Source organism: Neobacillus sp. 19, from assembly GCF_049463095.1.
Classification (GTDB): domain Bacteria; phylum Bacillota; class Bacilli; order Bacillales; family Cytobacillaceae; genus Neobacillus.
Genome location: NZ_JBMPZU010000010.1, coordinates 63,378 through 84,057, shown reverse-complemented (window position 1 = coordinate 84,057; position 20,680 = coordinate 63,378). Strand labels below are relative to the sequence as shown.

General features: G+C 41.0%; 16 protein-coding genes. 9 read left to right on the top strand and 7 right to left on the bottom strand.

The genetic code is table 11. From position 1 onward, the window contains the following. Positions 1 to 228: 228 nt before the first annotated feature. From ACO1D1_RS01925 to ahpF, 5 genes are all read left to right on the top strand, one after another. A complete protein-coding gene (locus tag ACO1D1_RS01925; protein WP_149872477.1) occupies positions 229 to 1,293 on the top strand; it encodes a glycosyltransferase in 1,065 nt (354 codons plus the stop codon). Next, positions 1,290 to 2,402 (top strand): hypothetical protein, encoded by a 1,113-nt coding sequence (locus ACO1D1_RS01920; protein ID WP_423334701.1) that lies wholly within the window; start codon positions 1,290 to 1,292, stop codon positions 2,400 to 2,402. The genes ACO1D1_RS01925 and ACO1D1_RS01920 overlap by 4 nt, the downstream gene beginning before the upstream one ends. Positions 2,403 to 2,594: 192 nt before the next feature. After that, entirely contained in the window at positions 2,595 to 3,596 is a 1,002-nt protein-coding gene (locus ACO1D1_RS01915; RefSeq protein WP_149872479.1) for an NAD-dependent epimerase, read from the top strand. A gap of 343 nt (positions 3,597 to 3,939) precedes the next feature. Next, positions 3,940 to 4,503 (top strand): alkyl hydroperoxide reductase subunit C, encoded by a 564-nt coding sequence (gene ahpC / locus ACO1D1_RS01910; RefSeq protein WP_149872480.1) that lies wholly within the window; start codon positions 3,940 to 3,942, stop codon positions 4,501 to 4,503. Between the two features lie 12 nt (positions 4,504 to 4,515). Continuing rightward, positions 4,516 to 6,045, top strand: coding sequence for an alkyl hydroperoxide reductase subunit F (gene ahpF, locus ACO1D1_RS01905; RefSeq protein ID WP_149872481.1), 1,530 nt, complete (start codon positions 4,516 to 4,518; stop codon positions 6,043 to 6,045). A gap of 67 nt (positions 6,046 to 6,112) precedes the next feature. Here the strand turns inward: ahpF and ACO1D1_RS01900 are convergent, their stop codons facing one another. From ACO1D1_RS01900 to ACO1D1_RS01885, 4 genes are all read right to left on the bottom strand, one after another. Further along, positions 6,113 to 7,627, bottom strand: coding sequence for a malate:quinone oxidoreductase (locus ACO1D1_RS01900; protein WP_149872482.1), 1,515 nt, complete (start codon positions 7,625 to 7,627; stop codon positions 6,113 to 6,115). Positions 7,628 to 7,910: 283 nt separating this feature from the next. Next, positions 7,911 to 8,846 carry an HPr(Ser) kinase/phosphatase gene (gene hprK / locus ACO1D1_RS01895; RefSeq protein WP_149872483.1) on the bottom strand — a complete coding sequence of 312 codons (936 nt, stop codon included), beginning with the start codon at positions 8,844 to 8,846 and terminating at the stop codon, positions 7,911 to 7,913. A 174-nt stretch (positions 8,847 to 9,020) separates the two neighbouring features. Then, positions 9,021 to 10,583, bottom strand: coding sequence for an L-serine ammonia-lyase, iron-sulfur-dependent, subunit alpha (sdaAA, locus tag ACO1D1_RS01890; RefSeq protein WP_149872484.1), 1,563 nt, complete (start codon positions 10,581 to 10,583; stop codon positions 9,021 to 9,023). Positions 10,584 to 10,683: 100 nt separating this feature from the next. Further along, positions 10,684 to 12,282, bottom strand: a complete 1,599-nt coding sequence (locus ACO1D1_RS01885; RefSeq protein WP_149872485.1) for a glucose PTS transporter subunit IIA — start codon at positions 12,280 to 12,282, stop codon at positions 10,684 to 10,686. A 190-nt stretch (positions 12,283 to 12,472) separates the two neighbouring features. On the opposite strand from ACO1D1_RS01885, the gene ACO1D1_RS01880 reads away from it, so the two are divergent. From ACO1D1_RS01880 to ACO1D1_RS01865, 4 genes are all read left to right on the top strand, one after another. Continuing rightward, a complete protein-coding gene (locus ACO1D1_RS01880; RefSeq protein ID WP_149872486.1) occupies positions 12,473 to 12,910 on the top strand; it encodes a LytTR family DNA-binding domain-containing protein in 438 nt (145 codons plus the stop codon). 14 nt (positions 12,911 to 12,924) lie between these two features. Then, positions 12,925 to 13,353, top strand: coding sequence for a DUF3021 family protein (locus ACO1D1_RS01875; RefSeq protein WP_423334700.1), 429 nt, complete (start codon positions 12,925 to 12,927; stop codon positions 13,351 to 13,353). 175 nt (positions 13,354 to 13,528) lie between these two features. Next, complete coding sequence (locus tag ACO1D1_RS01870) at positions 13,529 to 14,833, top strand: alpha/beta hydrolase family protein (RefSeq protein ID WP_423334699.1); 1,305 nt, start codon at positions 13,529 to 13,531, stop codon at positions 14,831 to 14,833. 147 nt (positions 14,834 to 14,980) lie between these two features. Beyond that, the gene (locus ACO1D1_RS01865; RefSeq protein WP_149872489.1) at positions 14,981 to 15,733 is read left to right on the top strand and encodes a LysM peptidoglycan-binding and 3D domain-containing protein; all 753 of its coding nucleotides are present in this window, start codon (positions 14,981 to 14,983) and stop codon (positions 15,731 to 15,733) included. A gap of 168 nt (positions 15,734 to 15,901) precedes the next feature. On the opposite strand, the gene ACO1D1_RS01860 is transcribed toward ACO1D1_RS01865, so the two are convergent. The 3 genes from ACO1D1_RS01860 to ACO1D1_RS01850 all read right to left on the bottom strand — a co-directional run bounded on the left by ACO1D1_RS01860 (position 15,902) and on the right by ACO1D1_RS01850 (position 20,678). After that, a complete protein-coding gene (locus tag ACO1D1_RS01860) occupies positions 15,902 to 17,416 on the bottom strand; it encodes a CoA-acylating methylmalonate-semialdehyde dehydrogenase (RefSeq protein WP_423334698.1) in 1,515 nt (504 codons plus the stop codon). 36 nt (positions 17,417 to 17,452) lie between these two features. Continuing rightward, positions 17,453 to 18,796 (bottom strand): aspartate aminotransferase family protein, encoded by a 1,344-nt coding sequence (locus ACO1D1_RS01855; RefSeq protein ID WP_423334697.1) that lies wholly within the window; start codon positions 18,794 to 18,796, stop codon positions 17,453 to 17,455. 313 nt (positions 18,797 to 19,109) lie between these two features. Continuing rightward, positions 19,110 to 20,678: a PucR family transcriptional regulator gene (locus tag ACO1D1_RS01850; RefSeq protein WP_423334696.1), complete on the bottom strand. Its 1,569-nt coding sequence runs from the start codon at positions 20,676 to 20,678 to the stop codon at positions 19,110 to 19,112. Positions 20,679 to 20,680: the final 2 nt, after the last annotated feature.

Here is a 20,680-nt window from a genome sequence, read left to right as displayed (position 1 = left end):
GTAACCTTATCTTCCAACAATAGCAAAAATGAATCTCAATGGCCAATATCTTTAATTTGAGATATTTTTCCGCCCATTTAAAATTCAGGAATAGAATTAGCAGCAATGTATAAGTTTCTCCACTTTTTACTTAAATTCCAATTTGTCCAAGCTTATTTTAGCAGAAACGCATACCATATTTGGAAACAAAACGATTTTGTTTACCAAGATGGAAAGGAGTAGTTTTATTTGCGTACAGTCATGCATCTAAATTTAAGGGTTGACCCGACCCAATATATATCACAGATTCGGAATGTTCCTAACTATGATTATATCCATACCGTCCGCCAGCCTAAATATATGATTGATCTCTCGCTTCTTAATGAAAAGGTACACTATTTAAATGAGATCTTCTCGCCAACTGAATTTATTAAGAAACATCAGCTGTCACTCTTACACGCCCACCACGGTCAATTAGGGGTATTATTACTCCCATTTAAGAATGCAACAAAGCTTCCGTTAGTCACTAGTATCCGCGGGAGGGATGCAACCCTTGCCAATCAGCCAGTTGGATACTTAGAGAACATGAAAAAGCTGTTCGAGCAAGGAGATCGCTTTTTCCCAGTCTGTCAATATTTAGCTGATAGGATCATTGCATGGGGGTGCCCTCCAGAGAAAATCAGAGTGTTATATGGCGGTGTCGACCTTAGTCAATACACCTACCGCACACCTAAGAGGAACGGCTCCCAAAACATTATCTCAATCGGCAGGTTAGTAGAGAAAAAGGGCCACCATATTCTCATGAAAGCTTTTCATAAAATAAAGGATAGATTCCCAAATGCGACATTGACAATCATCGGCAAAGGGGAATTAGAAGAAGAGCTGAAGGCCTTGGCTAAACAGTTAGAATTAGGGGATTCATTTCGTCTCTTACACCATCTCCCTAAAGAACAAGTCCGGGAACACTTAAGAAATGCAGATTTATTTTGCGCTGCCAGCTTAGAAGCCGCGAACGGAGATGTAGAAGGGATTCCGAATACCTTAAAAGAAGCAATGGCAACAGGCGTCCCAGTCATCTCAACCCGGCATGCCGGCATCCCTGAATTAGTTAGACATAAGCAAAATGGCTTTTTAGTGCAGGAAAACAACGTTGAACAACTTGCCGCTGCTCTTGAGTTTATGTTAAAGAATCGGCAGGTATGGGGGAAATATTCCATTGCAGCCCGCAAAAAAATTGAACAAGCCTTTGATCTTCAGAAACAGCTCTTACAGCAGGCAAATTATTATGATGAACTGTTAGGAGGATCGAAATGAAGGATTTTAAATCAATTAAAGTAACGAAAGGCGTCAAAACCTTACAGATTGAAAACCCTACTAAGTATCCGCTGATCGGTATGGGTGCACAAGGCGCCGTTTTTAAATTATCAGAAGAAAAGTGTGTGAAGATTTATACAGACCCGCTGCAAGCAAAAATGGAAGCCGATGCACTAAGCGCTGGCAAACATCTATCATTTTTCCCAAAGGTCTACGAAACAGGTTCAAACTTTATCGTGATGGAATACTTTAATGCCCCAACATTAAAGGAATACCTCAGAAATTGCACGTATATCCCTGAATCCATCGCCAGCAAACTGCTGACTATTTTAAAAGAATTAAAAGAGGCAAAATTCACGATGGTTGATGCCCCGCTGCGACATATTTTTGTCCTTGAAAATGAAGAGTTGAAAGTAATTGACCATGTGAATGCCTTCAAACGGATTCACCCTGTCCCATTAAAACTATTGCGGGATTTAAATATCATTCTATTAAAAGAGTCCTTCTTAGAAGTAGTAAAAAGGCTGGAACCGGAGACATTACAAGAGTGGGAAAAGTATTTTAACAAAAATAGTTTGGATTATAAAAATATTCCCGTCACCTCTGGGGGATCAGGGGAGGGAGTCAAGGTGGACAGCGCCGTCACGCAGCCACTTATCGGAAAAGGGCATCAGGGTGCAGTCTACCGGGTTGCTGAAGATACCTGTGTAAAGATTTATGGGAAACCGGAAAATGCCAAGCAGGAACAAGAGGTTCTATTATCTTGTCAAAACTTATCCTTTATCCCTAAAGTCTATGAAAAAGGAACCAATTATGTTCTAATGGAATACCTGGTAGGGCCTGACTTAAATACTTTTCTAAAAAAACAATCTACCTTATCAGAAGAGATTACTAAAAAACTGCTCGATATTTTAACAACCCAGAAGCAATCAGGTTTTAAGCAAATCGATGCTCCCTTACGGCATATCATTGTCACCAATACCGGGTTTAAAATGGTCGATCATGTCTATTCGTTCTCGCGTGTTCAAGAGCGGCCGCTGGAGTTATTCCAGAACCTTCATGAAAGAAATTTCTTAGATTCCTTCCCTGGAACAAGTAAAGGCGATTGACCCAAAAACACATGCGGAATGGACCAAAACACCGATCCCGCTCACAAATCCGGAGGACGGTAATAAAGGAACAAATGAAACCAAGAAAACTAGCACAAAAAAGCGATCCAAGCGAAAAAAGGAACACCATCATAGACATGGGCATAGTCACAAAAAAGAACATGATCGAAAAAAAGGACATGGCAGAAAAAAATGACCATATTAGTGACGGGTGCAGCGGGTTTTATTGGTTTCCATCTGGCAAAGCAATTGTTAGCCAAAGGCTATCAGGTTATTGGGATTGATAATCTAAATGACTATTATGATGTTTCATTAAAAAAGGATCGTCTAAAAATTATAGAAAAACATCCTAAGTTTGAATTTTATAAAATCGATTTAACTGAGCGGAACAAAATAAATCAGCTATTTGTTGATCAATCCATCCATCGGGTAATTCATTTGGCTGCCCAGGCCGGTGTCCGGTACAGTTTAACCGCCCCCCATACCTATGTTGATTCCAACCTGGCCGGGTTTATGTCGATTTTAGAGGCATGCAGGCATCATAAAATAGAGCACCTGATCTATGCCTCATCCAGTTCTGTTTATGGCGCCAATACAAGAATTCCATTTTCCACTAATGATAGTGTCGATCACCCCTTAAGCCTTTATGCTGCGACAAAAAAGGCAAATGAATTGATGGCCCATACGTACAGCCATTTATTTCAGATCCCAACAACCGGACTCCGATTCTTTACGGTTTATGGTCCATGGGGAAGACCGGATATGGCTTACTATTCTTTTACCCGGGATATCATTGCAGGGAATACAATAAAGGTATTTAATCATGGGGATATGAGCAGAGACTTTACCTACATTGATGATATTGTGGATGGAATCATCGCATTACTCGATCATCCCCCTGCATACAATTCTAACTGGAATGGCAAAAATCCTGACCCGGGTACTAGCTTTGCTCCTTACCGGATTTATAATATCGGCAATCATAATCCCGTCAAGTTGCTGGACTTTATTAAACAATTAGAAAGACTCGTTGGGAAAAAGGCAAAAATAAAATTTCTGCCGATGCAGCCGGGTGATGTGAAGGAAACTTATGCAGACATAACAAATTTACAAAAGGAAACAGGATACTATCCGAAAACAACCTTAGAAACAGGCTTAGCACAATTCGTCGATTGGTATAAGAAATATCATTGAAGCAGAGGGGAGAACTCATCTGCTTCTTTCGTTTTTCTTGAAACAGCTGCTCATTATTTAATTTAGGTTCCAAGGGGCGAGAAATCTAATGTAATTGAGAATGCTGAGATTAATTGAAAATTTGAGTTTTTCAATTCAATCATATTTATCCTATCTTTTAAAATAGTACTCTATTTCGCTTGACAAATTTACAAGAGTTATATGATAATAGATTTTGAATTAGAATTATTTTAAATAACTAATTATAATTAAAAGAGAATTGCAATTAGCTGTTTATTATTTAGACTATTTGTCTAAACTAGCTTTTTAAACATTCTCAAAAAACACTAGGAGGAAAATTATTATGTCTCTAATTGGAAAAGAAGTACAACCATTCAAAGCACAAGCATACAGAAATGGAGAATTTTTGGAAGTTTCAGATGCAGACTTCAGAGGTCAGTGGAGCGTAGTTTGCTTCTATCCAGCTGACTTTACATTCGTTTGCCCAACAGAGTTAGAAGATCTTCAAGATCAGTACCCAGCACTGCAAGAACTTGGCGTTGAAGTATTCTCTGTTTCTAGAGATTCTCATTTTACACATAAAGCATGGCACGATTCATCAGAAACCATTGGTAAAATTACGTATACAATGATCGGTGACCCTGCCCATGTCCTTTCCCGTAACTTTGATGTATTGATTGAAGAAGAAGGTGCTGCAGACCGCGGTACATTCATCATTGATCCAGACGGCGTGATCCAAGCTGTTGAAATTAACGCTGGCGGCATTGGCCGTGATGCTAGCACACTTATTAACAAAATTAAAGCAGCACAATATGTTCGCCAAAATCCTGGTGAAGTTTGCCCTGCAAAATGGAAAGAAGGCTCTGCAACACTTAAGCCAAGCCTTGACCTTGTAGGAAAAATTTAAGGAGCAGATCAAATGATACTAGATGCAGATATAAAAGCACAATTAGCCCAATATCTTCAAATGATGGAAGGCGATGTGCTGCTCAAAGTTAGCGCAGGATCTGATGACGTTTCTCGTGACATGGTGGCTCTAGTGGATGAATTAGCCACCATGTCATCCAATATTAAGATTGAACATGCACAATTACAGCGGACACCGAGCTTCAGTGTGAATCGGATCGGAGAAGATACCGGGATCACTTTTGCCGGCATCCCGCTTGGCCATGAATTTACCTCATTAGTTCTGGCTCTCTTGCAAGTAAGCGGAAGAGCTCCGAAGGTTGAACAAAAGGTCATTGATCAAATTAAAACGATTAAAGGTGAATTTCACTTTGAATCTTATATTAGCCTGAGCTGCCACAACTGTCCTGATGTGGTACAAGCACTGAACGTAATGAGTCTTGTTAATCCTGGCATTACTCATACCATGATTGATGGCGCAGCGTTTAATGAAGAAGTAGAAAGCAAACAGGTTATGGCCGTCCCAACGGTGTTCCTAAATGGAGAATCGTTTGGCAGCGGCCGGATGTCACTAGAGGAAATCCTTGCAAAAGTCGGCAGCGCTCCAGATGCTTCAGAGTTTGCTGATAAGGATCCTTTCGATGTCCTCGTTGTCGGCGGCGGGCCAGCGGGTGCAAGTGCGGCCATCTATGCGGCACGTAAAGGCATTCGTACAGGCATTGTTGCTGAACGATTTGGCGGTCAGATTATGGATACTCTCGGCATCGAGAACTTTATTAGCGTAAAGCAGACAGAAGGTCCAAAACTTGCAGCAAGCCTTGAAGAGCATGTGAAAGAATACGACGTTGATGTCATGAATTTGCAGCGGGCAAAAAGCTTAGAAAAGAAAGATTTCATCGAGGTTGAGCTGGAAAACGGCGCTGTTCTAAAAAGCAAAACCGTCATCCTCTCAACAGGTGCCCGTTGGCGCAATGTTGGTGTCCCAGGTGAAGCAGAGTTTAAGAACAAAGGTGTAGCTTACTGCCCTCATTGCGACGGCCCGCTATTTGCAGGAAAACACGTTGCGGTTATTGGCGGCGGTAATTCCGGTATTGAAGCAGCCATTGATCTTGCGGGTATTGTAAAGCATGTAACAGTTATTGAATTTGCACCAGAGTTGAAAGCTGATTCTGTATTGCAAGATCGACTTTACAGCCTTCCAAATGCAACGGTCATCAAAAATGCTCAAACAAAGGAAATTACCGGTATCGACAAGGTAAACGGTATTACCTACATTGACCGTGGAACGGGAGCAGAGCACCATATTGAATTACAAGGTGTATTTGTTCAGATTGGTCTCGTCCCAAATACCGATTGGTTAGACGAAACGATTGAACGCACCAGAATGGGCGAAATCATCGTTGATAAGCATGGAGCTACCACCATCCCTGGTGTCTTTGCTGCAGGCGACTGTACAGATAGCGCATATAAACAAATCATCATTTCGATGGGTTCAGGTGCTACTGCTGCCCTAGGTGCATTCGATTATCTTATCCGAAATTAATCCAAAATTAATAGGTAAATAGAAAAGAGCTAAGCCGGTTTATATCTGGCTTAGCTCTTTTCATTCTTTATCTAGCGGTCTCTTTCTGTACCTTCAAGTTTTCACTTAGACCAAGCGTCCGCGCTGTTGACGTATGAATTTCGTGGAAAAGCTCTGAGTTTTCAACTAGTGACACGCCATAAGAAGGAATCATTTCTTTTATTTTCGGCTCCCACGCCTCTAAATGTTGCGGGAAGCATTTTTTTAATACCTCGAGCATGACATGAACGGCGGTAGAAGCACCCGGAGAAGCACCGAGCAATGCAGCGATCGACCCATCGGCCCCACTAACAACTTCCGTACCAAATTGAAGCGTTCCTTTGCCGCCCGCATCGGTATCCTTAATCACTTGCACACGTTGGCCTGCTACGACGATATCCCAATCTTCGCTTTTCGCGTTCGGAATAAATTCGCGTAACTCTTCCACTCGCTTTTCTTTTGATAACATCACTTGCTGAATTAAATATTTTGTTAACGGAATGTTTTTTGCACCTGCCGCTAACATGGTGAGGACATTATTCGGTTTTACGGAACCTAATAAATCCATATTTGAACCTGTTTTTAAGAACTTGGGCGAGAATCCGGCAAACGGTCCAAATAACAAAGACTTTTTGTTGTCGATGTATCGTGTATCAAGATGCGGCACAGACATCGGAGGCGCACCAACTTTAGCTTTGCCATATACTTTTGCATGGTGCTGCGCTACAATCTCCGGATTGTTACATACCAGGAATAGTCCGCTTACAGGGAATCCTCCAATATGCTTACTTTCAGGAATACCGGATTTTTGCAGTAACGGCAAGGACCCGCCCCCGCCGCCGATAAAGACGAATTTCGCCGTATGGCGTTCAATGGCGCCGGTATCCATATTCCACACTTTCAATTCCCATAAGCCGTCGCTCGTACGTTTTATATCCTCAACTTGATGCTTATATTTAATATCAACGTTTTGATTCTTTAAGTGGTCAAACAGCTTGTGCGTTAAAGCGCCAAAGTTAACATCCGTTCCAGAATCGACTTTTGTAGCTGCTATTGGTTCCTTCAATAAACGGCCTTCCATGATAAGCGGAATCCATTGCGTCAGTTTGTCATGGTCATCGGAAAATTCCATTCCTTCAAACAATGGGTTGTTCGAAAGCGCTTCAAAACGTTTTTTCAAAAAAGTAACATTCTTTTCACCTTCAACTAAACTCATATGTGGCAATGGTCTGATAAAGTCCTGTGGATTACCGATCAGATTGCTGTTTACAAGATACGACCAAAACTGTCTTGAAACCTGAAACTGTTCATTAATTTTTATCGCTTTGCTAATATCTATCGATCCGTCCGATTTTTCGACGGTGTAATTAAGCTCGCATAGTGCAGAATGCCCCGTACCTGCATTATTCCATTCGTTAGAGCTTTCCTCTCCTGCGTTTTCGAGCTTCTCAAAAACTGTCATTTTCCAGCCCGGTACTAATTCTTTCAAAAGTGTTCCCAAAGTCGCACTCATGATTCCGGCACCAATTAAGATAACGTCTGTTCTAGTTTGTCTGTTACTCATTTTTACCGTCCGTCCCTTACCTTAAAATTTGCAGAAAGGATGCAGGCGCTCTCCCTTAAGTCTCACAGCAGGCCAGCACGCGACTATTCATACACCTTTTCTGGATCAATAATAACCTACTAATAGTGTATCACTATTATTAATAGATTTAAAATATTTATTATTATAAGATAGTTTGTAAACTTGTTAAATCGTGGTAATATGACTGACATCTTTATTTTCTATTAGTATTTTGCCAGAACTTATAAACACCAAATGCTCTAGCAAATTATTATTTGCATGATTATTCCATACTTGAGTTTGTAATATCGGCTTCTATCCTGCTCATGAACTCTTCTGCTGCGCTGTATCCTTGCTGCTTCAAATACCAATTATTTGCCGCTGCCTCAATTAACCCCGCTACATCACGTCCAGGCTGGAGTTGGATTTCGATAGACGGAATTTTCACACCCATATAATCTGTATAGTGAAATTTCTGGTCCAAATCATTATACAAGGCATCTTTTTCCCATTTTGTTAAATTAATATCAAGCGCAATTCGTGATTCATCTTGAAAAGCCTTGCGGCCGTATAAGCGGACCACATTCAATAAGCCAATACTGCGAAGAGCCAGAAACTCCTTGGTTTTCTCATCATGAGTCCCCAGAATGGTCTGCGGGCTAAGCTTCTTAAGGATAACGATATCGTCCGCAACCAGCCGGTGCCCCCGGCGAATTAACGTGTGCGCCGTCTCACTTTTTCCTACCCCTGAATGACCGCGAAGCAAGATTCCAATCCCAGAAACATTCACACAAACTCCATGCACAGCCATTTCCGGTGCTAATTCCTTCACCAAATACGCATCCAATTTGGTGATAAACTCTGATGTGACCTCTGGCTTGTTTGTTACCAGCAAGGGAATCCCCTGTTCAATACAATGGTGGGTTAAATAAGTAAGACCCTCTTCACCAGCGGTTACGATAAAACATGGCGGGTGATATTGGACAATATTTCCGATTCGGATTTTACGTTCCTCTTTGCTTAATTTATGTAAATAGGTAATTTCTTTTTTTCCTAATATTTGAACTCGCTCTGTCGGGAAAAAGTCAAAATGGCCAACAAATTCCAGGCCTGGACGATGCACCCGTGATTGCGTAATGACATTTTGCAGTTGCCCCTCACCGGCCACTACTTTCAATGAAAACTTCTGAACTAAGCTTTCGACTGCTATTTTTTTCACCTTATTCTCACCGTCCTAATAGCCTTTTTATAATTGAATTATACTTAAGAAAACTGGAATCGTCATCCATTTTTGAATTGTTTCCTAAAAGGCTTGACCAACACCGAAACAATATAAAAAAGCGGGACTATTTAAAGGGTGAACATTTCCACCCCTTTAAACAGTCCCACGCTGCTAATTAGTTTTAACTAAGACAATTTCGTCAATAATTGGTATTTCCTTTTTTAATAAAGTTAATAGAGTGTCATCCATTTTATTATCGATTTCGCAAATCGTGATCGCCGGACCATTGATTTTTGAACGTTCATTCGCCATTCGGGCGATGTTAAAGCCGTTTCGATAAAGGATTCCAGATAATTCAGCAATCGCTCCCTTCCGGTCACTATGGCGAATCACGAATGTGGGCCGTTCACCGGAAAATTTTAACGGATAATCATCCAATTCCTGAACCTCCACTTTACCGCCGCCTAAAGAGCTGGCCAAGAGCTTTACCGTACGTGAAGCCCCAGATAATTCTACGAGAACCGTATTCGGGTGATAGCTTCCAAGCACCCGTTTCGTGAACTCGTATTGTAAGCCGTTTTCTTCAGCAAGAGTTTTTGCATTGGGAATGCCTGCATCCATGGTAGACAGCCCAAGTACACCTGCTATTAGAGCTAAGTCGGTTCCATGTCCTTGATAGGTTTCGGCGAAGGAACCCATCAGCGAGAATTTAACATATGATGGTCTTTCGTTTAACAGCTGGCTGGCAATATTGCCAATCCGGACTGCCCCGGCTGTATGAGAACTTGATGGTCCAACCATAACCGGTCCAATAATCTCATAAGCACTTTCGTATTTGGCCGGCCCGCAGCCACTCGTTTTTTCTCTGAAAATCTGCGCTTTTAATTTTTGACCCGTCGGGGTGCCGGCTAGACCGCCGATACCGGTTTCCCTCAACGATTCAGGCATTTGCTGCCCCACTTCATGCATCACATGGATTACTTCATCCGGGGGGATGATGCTGACTACCCCTGCCAAAGCCATATCTGCTGCTGCTTGGGCGGTAATCGCATGTAATCCGTTGCGAAGGATGCACGGGATTTCCACCAACCCGGCAACAGGGTCACAAACCAACCCAAGAGAATTCTTCAACGCAATTCCAACGGCGTTTCCAACCTGCGCCGGGGTACCGCCGGCAAGTTCAACGAGAGTGCCGGCTGCCATTGCAGTGGCTGATCCAACCTCTGCCTGACAGCCGCCTGCAGCACCTGATATGGAAGCCCTATTCGCAATGACCAAGCCGAGGGCAGAGGCAGTGAACATGGACTGTACAATCTCTTCACGTGTAAATTTCCCGCTATCAAGGGCATGAACAAGGACAGCTGGCAAAATTCCCGCTGAACCCGCTGTTGGCGTGGCCACAATCCGCCCCATTGCCGCATTTACTTCCGATACACCGAGGGCATTTGCTGCGGCCTTTAGTGTCTTAGAATTAACAAAGGAATTCCCGTTTTCAGCATATTGGTGAAGGCGGTATCCATCCCCGCCCGTCAAGCCGGTACGGGACATAACGGAGCTCGTCGTCCCTTCACGGACAGCCTCCTCCATTACAGTAAATTGCTTCGCCATTTTCTCGATTATCGTTTTTCTATCATACCCCTTTTGCTCGATCTCTGCGTTTATCATTAACTCATAAATGGTTGTTTTTTCTGTTTTGGCAAGCTCAATCAATTCTTTTAAACTTGAAAAAGACATGTCATCACTCCCCTTATATTATATGGAAGTGCCTGGGGCACTGTTCTCACAGCTTTTTTGTGCTGCTAGAGCCGTTCTCCTGGTTCCGAGCTCCTTTTAATTATACGATCAGCTTGATTAATTCATCTTTTGCTTGAACCTTCCCATCTATCGCTGGGACAACATCCATATATTGATTGGTATTAGTAATGACTACAGGAGTTTTTACATCAAAGCCTGCAGCTTTAATTTTTTCAAGGTCAAATTGAATAAGCAAGTCGCCTTTCTTCACTGCATCCCATTGCTTTACTTGAGAATGGAAAAACTGACCTTTTAAATTAATCGTATCAACCCCAATACAAATTAAGATTTCAGCCCCCCCTTCTGATGTAATACCGATGGCATGCTCCGTCGGAAATAGAGTGGTAACCGTTCCGTCAACGGGTGAAATCACTTCGCCGTTTTCGGGTTCAATCGCAATTCCTTTTCCTACCGTCTCAGTTGAAAAAAGAGGATCGCTTATTTCGCCTAATGGAACAATTTCCCCGCTCAATGGACTTAAGATGGTTTCTCTACTTACATTCGCCAGTCCAAATTCTTTTACCGTTTTAGCTGGCACTGCATTATTTTTTCCTTCATATCCAAATACAAGTGTCAGAACCATAGCTAATACCAAAGCAGTTAACACACCGATGATAAAGAATCCTATCGGTGAAAAAACAGGAATAGATAAGAAGCTTGGAAGAGCAAATGCCGTTGCTCTTGTGCCAAGTGCCCCATTAATCGCTCCGCCAATTGCTCCTGCAATTGCGACAATGACCATCGTTTGTTTATAACGTACAAGGACACCATAAGTGATAAGTTCTGTTGTGCCAGCTAATGCACCTGGAACAATTCCTGATCCAGTGACCGTTTTTAAGTCCTTATCCTTCGTTTTCAAAAAGACCCCTATCGCCATCCCTATTTGAGCAAAAGGTGCAGCAGCTGCCATCGCAATAATCGGATCGCCGCCTTTGGCAAGATTGGCAATCGCTAATGGAATGACTGCCCAGTGAAGGCCTAATATCGTTAGGAAAGTCCATCCTGCACCCAGTACAGCCCCAGTTAAAAGCCCGCTTTTTGAACTTAAAAACTCGATAACCATTCCGATCGCTTCACCGACATATGTACCAAAAGGACCAAAAATAAGGATAGTTAAAGGAACAATAACAACTAATGAAATTAGTGGGTTAATAAACATTTGTAAGTCTTTGTAAATGACTTTATTCAAAAGTTTATTTAAAATGGCATAAATTGAAACAGCAATTAAGATAGGAAAAACAGTGGAGGAATAGCTGGCGAGTATAACCGGAATCCCTAAGAAATTTGCATCTTGAGCACCAGAATGAACTAAATCCGTATAATGCGGTTCCAAAAGTGCCGCACCAATCGCACCGCCAACATAGCCATTGGCTCCGAGTTTTATCGCTAATGTAATCCCGAGAAAAACGGGAAAGAAGTAAAATATAGCATGTCCAGCTGCGGCCAGAATGGCATAGGTTGCACTTTTAGCAGATAACCATCCCAATGTCGTTAAAATAGATAATAACGCTGAAATTAATCCAGATCCGGCAAGTACCCCTAAAATAGGTGCAAAACTACCACTGATTGCTCCTAAAATTTTATTCATAACCGTTTCCTTTTGTTCTACAGAAGATTCACTCGTATTAATCGCATTCATCTTTTTTCTCCTAATTTGAATTTAGTTAGATAAACTGTCTTGTTGAGTAGGAATATTTCTTATGATTTCCATTTACTTAATAAATATCATTCACCGTGGTGTTATAATAAAGTAGTCTGAGAGATGTAAGTAGCAGGTCAGATTGTGCCATAGTCGACTTGAAATAATTTGAATTTTCGTGGGTGATAATATGAAAATTTCAATAGAAAAGATAAACAAAGAACTGGGCGAAGAGATCCTCATTAGGTGTCATGAGGTGGATGACGAAATAAACGAAATCGTAAACAAGCTGAAAACAGACGACCTCACTATACTCGGATATCAAAATGAGAGAGTTCACCGAATTAAGCTTAGTGATATTTATTATTTCGAGGCAGTTGACGGAAAGGTGTTTATTTACTGTAAGGACAACGTCTTTCAAGTAAAACAAAAGCTTTATGAGATCGAGGAATTATGTAAAAATAAGAACTGTTTTCGGGCATCGAAATCGACTATTTTAAACATCGCTAAAATTTCATCTATTTATCCGTCCATAAGCGGCCGATTTGAAGCGATACTTGATAATGGGGAACGTGCTGTTGTATCAAGGCAGTATGTGCCTGTCCTTAAAAATAGGCTTGGCTTGTAAAAGGAGCGATACATATGAAGATATCCAAATTTGTACAAAAGATTATGAAGGATTTCCTGCTTATCTTCGCTTCCATCATCATTATGATGACAATTTTGCGTCAAATATATGATCCCGATTTGGTCTTTGATTTAAAGTCCATTTATATCATTATGGCATTTTCATTTTTTAGTGCATTAATTGGATTTATTTTGTATTCTCCTCATGATCTAAGTGAGAAGAAAAGGCGTATTCGAATGGCCATTCATTTTCTCACCTTGGAGATTCTATTGATTGCCCTTGCCAGCATTTTTGATGTTGTGAATAACGCAGTGGATGGAATCATTCTTGCCTTGCAAATTGCAGGAATCTATATCCTGGTTCGTCTGCTGTCATGGAAACACGATAAACAAGAAGCCCAAAAAATCAACGAAAAACTTAAGGCATTTAAGAGTAGTCAATGAATTTATCAAGCAGCAGGTGTCTGCAACTTTGATGCGGTAAGCTTATGTAGCTTACCGCTTTCTTTACATCTTATTTGCCTGTGGATGCAACTTACAGTTTTTCTATATACATCCTTTTCGTATTTTTTTATGATGAGTTCATAAAAAATACTTCAAAAAAGAAGGGGTTACTACAATGGGCACTTTACTATTATTGATCGCATTGACTTTCGAGATTGCCTTTGCCATCTACTGTATGGTAACGAAGCAAAACCATAAAAAAATAAAGAATTGGATGAGGATTGCTGTTTTTTGTGCATTTATTATTCTCACACTTTCATCGGTGATTGTGTGGAGTTTGCGCTGGGTACTGCCTGCTATACTGCTCCTCATATTAGCCGTCACGGGAACAGTTTCTCTGATCCGTAACAAAACAAATACTAAACAATACAAAACCTCTAAACTTGTGTGGAAATCGATCATCATGCTATTGGCTTTCGTTTTTGCACTTGTTCCGGCAATTGTTTTTCCACAGCATCCATCGCCAAAAGTGACAGGTGAATATGAAGTTTCAACCGCCACTTACACATATGTTGACAAAAACCGTAAGGAGGAATTTACCGATAATGGAGACAACAGGTTTGTAAATGTGGAATTTTGGTATCCAAAAAATGCAGATGAGAAATACCCGCTTTTGGTGTTCTCACATGGAGCCTATGGTATTAAGGCAAGCAATACCTCTACCTATACCGAGCTGGCAAGCCACGGCTATATAGTCGTTTCAATCGATCATCCCTATCATTCCTTTTATACTCGTTCAGAGGATGGAACGAATGTCTTGATCAATACAGATTATAACCGCGAAGTCGACAATCTCAATAAAGAAGGCATTTACACGAGGGCTGAAGAATATGGACTCATTCAAAAATGGATGAAGCTGCGAACAGACGATATGAATTTTGTCATAGATACGATCCTTCAAAAAGCCAAAAGTGACAAAACCTCTGTATATCAACATATCAATACAGAGAAAATTGGTGTGTTCGGACATTCAATGGGCGGGGCATCAAGTGTTTGGCTGGGCAGGGAACGTGATGATATAGATGCAGTTGTAAATATTGATGCCCCGTTCTTTAGTGATCTTGTTTATAAGAAAGAAATCGGAGATTATGCTGCACGTGACGAAGCCTTCAAGACTCCGCTTCTTAACATTTATTCTGACGATGTTTGGGGCCAGCTCGACAGCAACTCCACTTATGTAGCGAATAAGCTCAATAATAAAAACTTTAAAGACGCATATACTGTCCATTTCCAAGGAGCAAAGCATTTAAGCTTGACGGATTTACCGCTTTTCTCTCCTATACTTGCAAATTATATTCAAGGCGGAAGTGCAGACATTGATCCCTATTACTGTGTTGAAACTGAAAATAGCCTCATTTTAAAATTTTTTGACGACAAATTAAAGGGCATTGGCCATTTTACACCTAAAAAGACGTATTAATTTTGATTATTCATTCGTTTCGGAAATATTATTGCAATATAAATGCCACAGATGTAAACGATTTAACACCTCCCTGTTCTTTGTATTAGAAAAATCTATGATATTCTTAATAAAAATTAGCAGCCAAAGAACATGGAGGGTAAAAGAATGCTTAAAAAAATGATAACAATTATAGCAGTTGCTGTACTCTCAGTAACTGTAAGTGCTAATGTACAAGCGGCAACGATAACTGTACAAAAAGGGGATACCCTTTGGGGACTATCACGCGAAAATAATACATCTGTGGAACAAATCGAAAAGTGGAATCAGCTTACAACGGACCTTATCCACCCTGGAGATATACTAACCATTGCACCGGAAAAACAATATACGGTTAAACAAGGTGACACATTATGGGACATCGCCATGGATCATCATGTAACGGTTTCACAACTTCAAGAGTGGAACGAAATACATACCGATCTCATCCATCCCGGATTAAATCTATTAATCTTTGAAAGTATAAAAACTACTAATACAGCTAGAACAGAAAAACCAATACAGCCGGCAGTACAAGCGCCAAAGGAAACTGCACCAGCCGTACCTGCTGCATCAACAGGTAATACAAATACAAAAGAAATTACAGTGAAAGCTACAGCCTATACAGCTTCGTGCCAAGGATGTTCCGGTATAACAGCTACCGGTATTAACCTTATCGAAAATCCAAATCAAAAGGTAATTTCAGTTGACCCGGCTGTCATACCGCTTGGCAGTAAAGTTTATGTCGAAGGCTATGGGGAAGCCATTGCCGGAGATACTGGCGGAGCCATTAAAGGAAATCGAATTGATGTCTTTATCCCATCTAAACAAGATGCTATTAATTTTGGTGTAAAACAATTAAAGGTAACAATAATTGACTAAGTTCCAATATTGTCCTATTTCGTTGATGTTAAACATGTGTCTACTGTTTAAAGGGGAATATTAAAGTAAGCAAAGATGCATCAAATGTTCATCTAGGCATTTACAAACAAAACAGCACCTCTCTATTAAATCAGAGGTGCTGTTACTTTTTTCTGAGCAAAGCTAAAATTATTTATCACTAGGAAACGCGAACGACAACCCGCTGTTTTCGCTAGGTGCTAACCATCGTTCCGAAATCATTTTTGTCTTAGTAAAGAACCGCGCCTGATCCGGCCCAAACATCTGCCCTTCGCCAAATCTTGAGCCCTTGAAACCAGCAAAATTGTGGTAACCTACCGGAATCGGAATCGGCACATTGACACCGACCATTCCTACATCAATTTCAGTGGTAAACTTCCTGGCTGCCAGCCCGTTATTTGTAAAGATCGTTACGCCATTTGCCAGGTGTTGCTGGTTAATTAATTTGATGGCTTCCTCTAACGTATCAACACGTACAACATTCCGAACAGGTCCAAAAACTTCTTCTTCAAAGATTTGCATTTCCGGATTTACATGGTCAAGTAAAGTTGGTGCCACGAAGAATCCTTTGCTATTCTTGGTAACATCTTGATTACGTCCATCGCACACGATTGTGGCGCCTTCTTCTTCACTGCGGTCAATTGCTTTTAGGATACTTTCTTTCGCCTGCTTAGAAATAACCGGGCCATAATCTGCGCCTTCGGTATAAGCGCCTACTTTTAAGCGATCAATCTTTTCTTTTAAAATTGCTACCAGGCGATCAGCCGTTTCCTGCCCGACTGGCATTAAAGTAGAAATTGCCATACAACGTTGTGAGGCCGCTCCATACCCCGCGCTGATGAAAGCATTCGCAACTTGTTCCAAATCAGCATCCGGCATCACGACCATATTGTTTTTGCCGCCACCTAAAGCAACAACACGTTTGCCATATTTAGCGCTGGTTTCATAAATATAGTGAGCAACCGGCGTAGATCCTACGAACGAAATAGCCTGCACAGCCGGATTTTCAAGCAGTTCATTTACCGCCTCTTTATCGCCATTGATGACGGTCCAAATACCATCCGGGAGGCCAGCTTCTTTCCATAATTCACTTATATACAAAGCTGTCATTGGCACGCGCTCGGAAGCTTTTAAAATAACAGCATTTCCAACAGCCACGGCCATGCTTGTTTGCGCCAAAGGCACCATTATTGGAAAATTAAATGGAGAAATTGCCGCCACGACACCAAGTGGATATTTAGCTGAATACGCATTAATTTGTCCGCCTACATTGACTGAGTATTCACCCTTCATCAAATGCGGCGCATTAATCGCTAAATCCACCGATTCTAATCCGCGTGTAATTTCGCCCATAGCGTCTTCTTCCGTTTTACCGCTTTCGGCGCAGATTAATTCGATTACTTTATCTTGATTTTTCTTTAGCAGGCTTCGGAAATTCATGACAATTTCAGCCCGCTTTGCTACAGAAAGATCGCGCCATTTCGGAAAGGCGGCTTCTGCCTTTTTTATGGCCGCTTTCACTTCATTTGCCGAAGCTAATGGCACGTTCGCAATGACTTCACCTGTCGCCGGATTGAATACGTCTGAAAAACGGCCGCTTTCACCGGGAACCATTTTTCCATCAATAAAATGTGTAAGTTCTTTCACTTCAGTAATATTTGTCATCTGCCTATTCTCCCTTCGATTTTCAATACTGCCGCTTTATAATGATTCAATCGCTTGCACCAATGTTGCCACAATAAAATCCTTTTCCTCCAACGTAATATTCAGCGGTGGGGATAATGTCAATACATTGTTATATCCTGCAACGGTTACGCCATTTTTTCCAATAATGAGTTGCTGTTCTTTGCACTTGGCAATCACTTGATTAACCTTCTCAACAGACAAAGGTTTTTTTGTATCACGGTCTTCTACCAGCTCAATTCCAACAAGTAATCCTTTTCCGCGGATATCGCCAACATTGGGATGATCTGAAATCCTGGTTTTTAATTCTTCTAGTAAAATTGCGCCCATTTCGGCAGATTGTTCAACTAAATTTTCCCTCTCCAAAATTTCGAGGTTTTTCAACGCAACCGCGCAAGCCGCTGGAGAGCCCCCAAATGTATTGACGTGGCGGAAAAAGTCATAATTGCCGCTTTTCGTAAACTCCTCATAAACTTCTCTCTTTACCGCAGTTGCTGAAAGCGGCATGTAGGCGCTGGTAAGTCCTTTTGCCATTGTGATAATGTCCGGCTTCACCCCATAATTTTGGTGTCCAAACGTTTTTCCAGTGCGTCCGAATCCGCAAATGACTTCATCTACAATTAATAATGCACCATGCTTCTCACACACTTCTTTTACACCTTTTAAGTAACCATCGTGAGGCATAATAACCCCGCCGCCAGTAATAATCGGCTCCATAATCATCGCCGCAATGGTTTCTGAATGTTCCCATGTCATAATTTCGTCCACTGCCGTAACGGAAGGCAGCTCGCTTAATCCATCCTCATTATTACGGTATTGATCCGGTGCTTTCACATGAATAAAACCTGGTGCTAATGGTTCGTATTTATACTTCCGCTCTGCTTGCCCTGTTGCTGCAAGTGCCCCCATTGAATTCCCGTGATAGGCCCGGTACCGCGAGACAATTTTATAACGCGTGCCCTGCCCTTTTTGCTGGTGATACTGCCGGGCAATTTTAAAAGCGGTTTCATTTGCTTCAGAGCCGCTGTTGGAGAAAAAGACAACATAATCTCCGCCTAATAGATCACTGATTTTTTCAGCAAGTAAAATCGCTGCAGGATGACCGCTTGTTAATGGTGTATAGTTGTTCTCAAGAAGCTGGTCGTAGGCAGCTTTGGCCATTTCTTCTCTTCCATAACCAATATTTACACACCATAATCCCGACATAGCATCCAAATAACGATTGCCCTCAATATCTGTCAGCCAAGCTCCCTCTGCTTTTTGAATAATGGCAGTCGCTTGCGGGTTATACGGCTTCATTGCATGCCAAAGATATTTCTCATCCTTCGTGACTAAATTTTCGGTGATTCGAACATTTTCCATTTGAGTCTCTCCTTTACAATTTGTTTTCTTACTCTCTATTTTGAAGGGTAAGGAACCGATAATCATCAGACACAATGTAAAATGTTTAAGAATGTCGTTTCACATATTGACAAGAAGAAAAGCGAAAGCGCCCTGGTCAGCGGCGTATGGCCTGGAGCGCTCCAACTGAGATAAAGGAAACACGAAGAGCCGGAGGTGATTCGATGTTGACTTATCGTAGGGCGGAGAGCGAAGGACACTAGCCGCTAGGGTGCTGTAGCTGGACATTTCTCAAAGTTGAAACTTAAAAAAATCCCTCTTTCAAGAGGGATCACTAATCTGCTGGGTGGAATTGAAATTGCGTAGCGAGCAGCATTAATTCAACCGCAAGACGCTTAGGCGGAAGCATATAATCACTTCCTATTAAGCTTTCAATTTTAGACAAACGATGATATAACGTTTGACGAACAATAAATAGCTTTTCCGCCGCTTCGTTTTTCTGACAATTGCATTGTAGATACACCTGCAATGTGATAATCAAATTCCCATTATTTTTAGCATCGTATTCATAGAGAGGCTCTAAATATTTTTTGGCTAAATCCATAATGGCTTTATTTTTTTGCATTTGAAGAACTAATTGATGTAAATACAGATCTTCGTAAAAATAAGATAGATGGGCAGCATTGCTTCGGATTAACAATGTATCCTGTGCCGTTTCGTAACTTTGATGGACTAATTTATACTGATTCACAATCTGCCCGACAGCGGTCGTGACAGATAGATTGATATATTGATGATCCTTTCTAAAGTTCTTGATTGTCTCAATGCAGTCAATAATACGGTGTTTTAGATCATGTCCATAAATATCCGCAATCACATAAATAAACCTTTGTTTCTCTTCTAATAAAAATACAACGAATCCTCTTTTTTCAAAAACATTCCGGGAGTATAGTTTGTAATAATTTAAATCATTTTCCTTCTTCAATTTCTTAACCTGGTCAATCAATACAAAGTAAGAGCAATTTAATAAATGGTGAAAACTCTGTTCCTGTAAGAAGGAGGTAATCACAGAATCTTCAATGGTTCCAGCTAGCCAAGATTCCAAAACCATTCGGGAGTGCATATTTTGTTTCTCCTCGATATATAAGCTGCGCAGCAAATACTGTGACAGGGCAATAACCGTTCGATCCAATACTAACAATTCAAACTCATTGATCATGCGGTCCTCTGTGAAAATGCATAATTCCCCGTACCGTTCTTCTAATATATTAACCTCACATTTCGCAAAATGCTTGGAACTCCCCGTTGTTTCATATTTTTCCCTTAAGTCCTCATAAATATGGTGTTTCACATTTGGTATAAACAATGGCTGCTGGCCGTTTATGATAAAGACAACGTTCATGTTTAAATATTTATAAAGTCTCATTAAAAGATGTTCATAGTGAGTGATCTTCAAAGTTAATTTGTTGATTTCTTGTGAATAATTCTCCAACCGTTTGATCATTTCATACTGTTGATTAATTAAAATACTATGTATTTCTTGCGTTATTTCAATATAAGGAACGATTTCGCTAAACGCTAGAATCGGGAAGTGATGATCATTGGCCAACTTGATGACATGATCAGGCACTGATTGAATATGCTCGCCATATTCAATGCATAGTCCAGCAGACCCTTTTTCAATCAGTTGTTCGACAAAATGAAAGAAAGCCTTTTCCTCAACGAGTTGAATTCCTGTTGTTAAAATTAATTCGCTGCCCTTTATTAAACTAGTGATTTCTTTTGATTCTAGTATATGAACCCATTTGACAGGGTTCGATACCCCGCTTGAACCAGCGATAATCTCCGCATTTTGGAAATGGTTTCTAGCAAATAAATCTTGAACCGTCAGCGAATAAGACATGT

Coding starts and splice junctions, on each gene's coding strand:
- ACO1D1_RS01920 (WP_423334701.1), top strand. CDS start 1,290: ATGAAGGATTTTAAATCAATTAAAGTAACGAAAGGCGTCAAAACCTTA.
- ACO1D1_RS01915 (WP_149872479.1), top strand. CDS start 2,595: ATGACCATATTAGTGACGGGTGCAGCGGGTTTTATTGGTTTCCATCTG.
- ahpC (WP_149872480.1), top strand. CDS start 3,940: ATGTCTCTAATTGGAAAAGAAGTACAACCATTCAAAGCACAAGCATAC.
- ahpF (WP_149872481.1), top strand. CDS start 4,516: ATGATACTAGATGCAGATATAAAAGCACAATTAGCCCAATATCTTCAA.
- ACO1D1_RS01900 (WP_149872482.1), bottom strand. CDS start 7,627: ATGAGTAACAGACAAACTAGAACAGACGTTATCTTAATTGGTGCCGGA.
- sdaAA (WP_149872484.1), bottom strand. CDS start 10,583: ATGTCTTTTTCAAGTTTAAAAGAATTGATTGAGCTTGCCAAAACAGAA.
- ACO1D1_RS01885 (WP_149872485.1), bottom strand. CDS start 12,282: ATGAATGCGATTAATACGAGTGAATCTTCTGTAGAACAAAAGGAAACG.
- ACO1D1_RS01880 (WP_149872486.1), top strand. CDS start 12,473: ATGAAAATTTCAATAGAAAAGATAAACAAAGAACTGGGCGAAGAGATC.
- ACO1D1_RS01875 (WP_423334700.1), top strand. CDS start 12,925: ATGAAGATATCCAAATTTGTACAAAAGATTATGAAGGATTTCCTGCTT.
- ACO1D1_RS01870 (WP_423334699.1), top strand. CDS start 13,529: ATGGGCACTTTACTATTATTGATCGCATTGACTTTCGAGATTGCCTTT.
- ACO1D1_RS01865 (WP_149872489.1), top strand. CDS start 14,981: ATGCTTAAAAAAATGATAACAATTATAGCAGTTGCTGTACTCTCAGTA.
- ACO1D1_RS01860 (WP_423334698.1), bottom strand. CDS start 17,416: ATGACAAATATTACTGAAGTGAAAGAACTTACACATTTTATTGATGGA.
- ACO1D1_RS01855 (WP_423334697.1), bottom strand. CDS start 18,796: ATGGAAAATGTTCGAATCACCGAAAATTTAGTCACGAAGGATGAGAAA.
- ACO1D1_RS01850 (WP_423334696.1), bottom strand. CDS start 20,678: ATGTCTTATTCGCTGACGGTTCAAGATTTATTTGCTAGAAACCATTTC.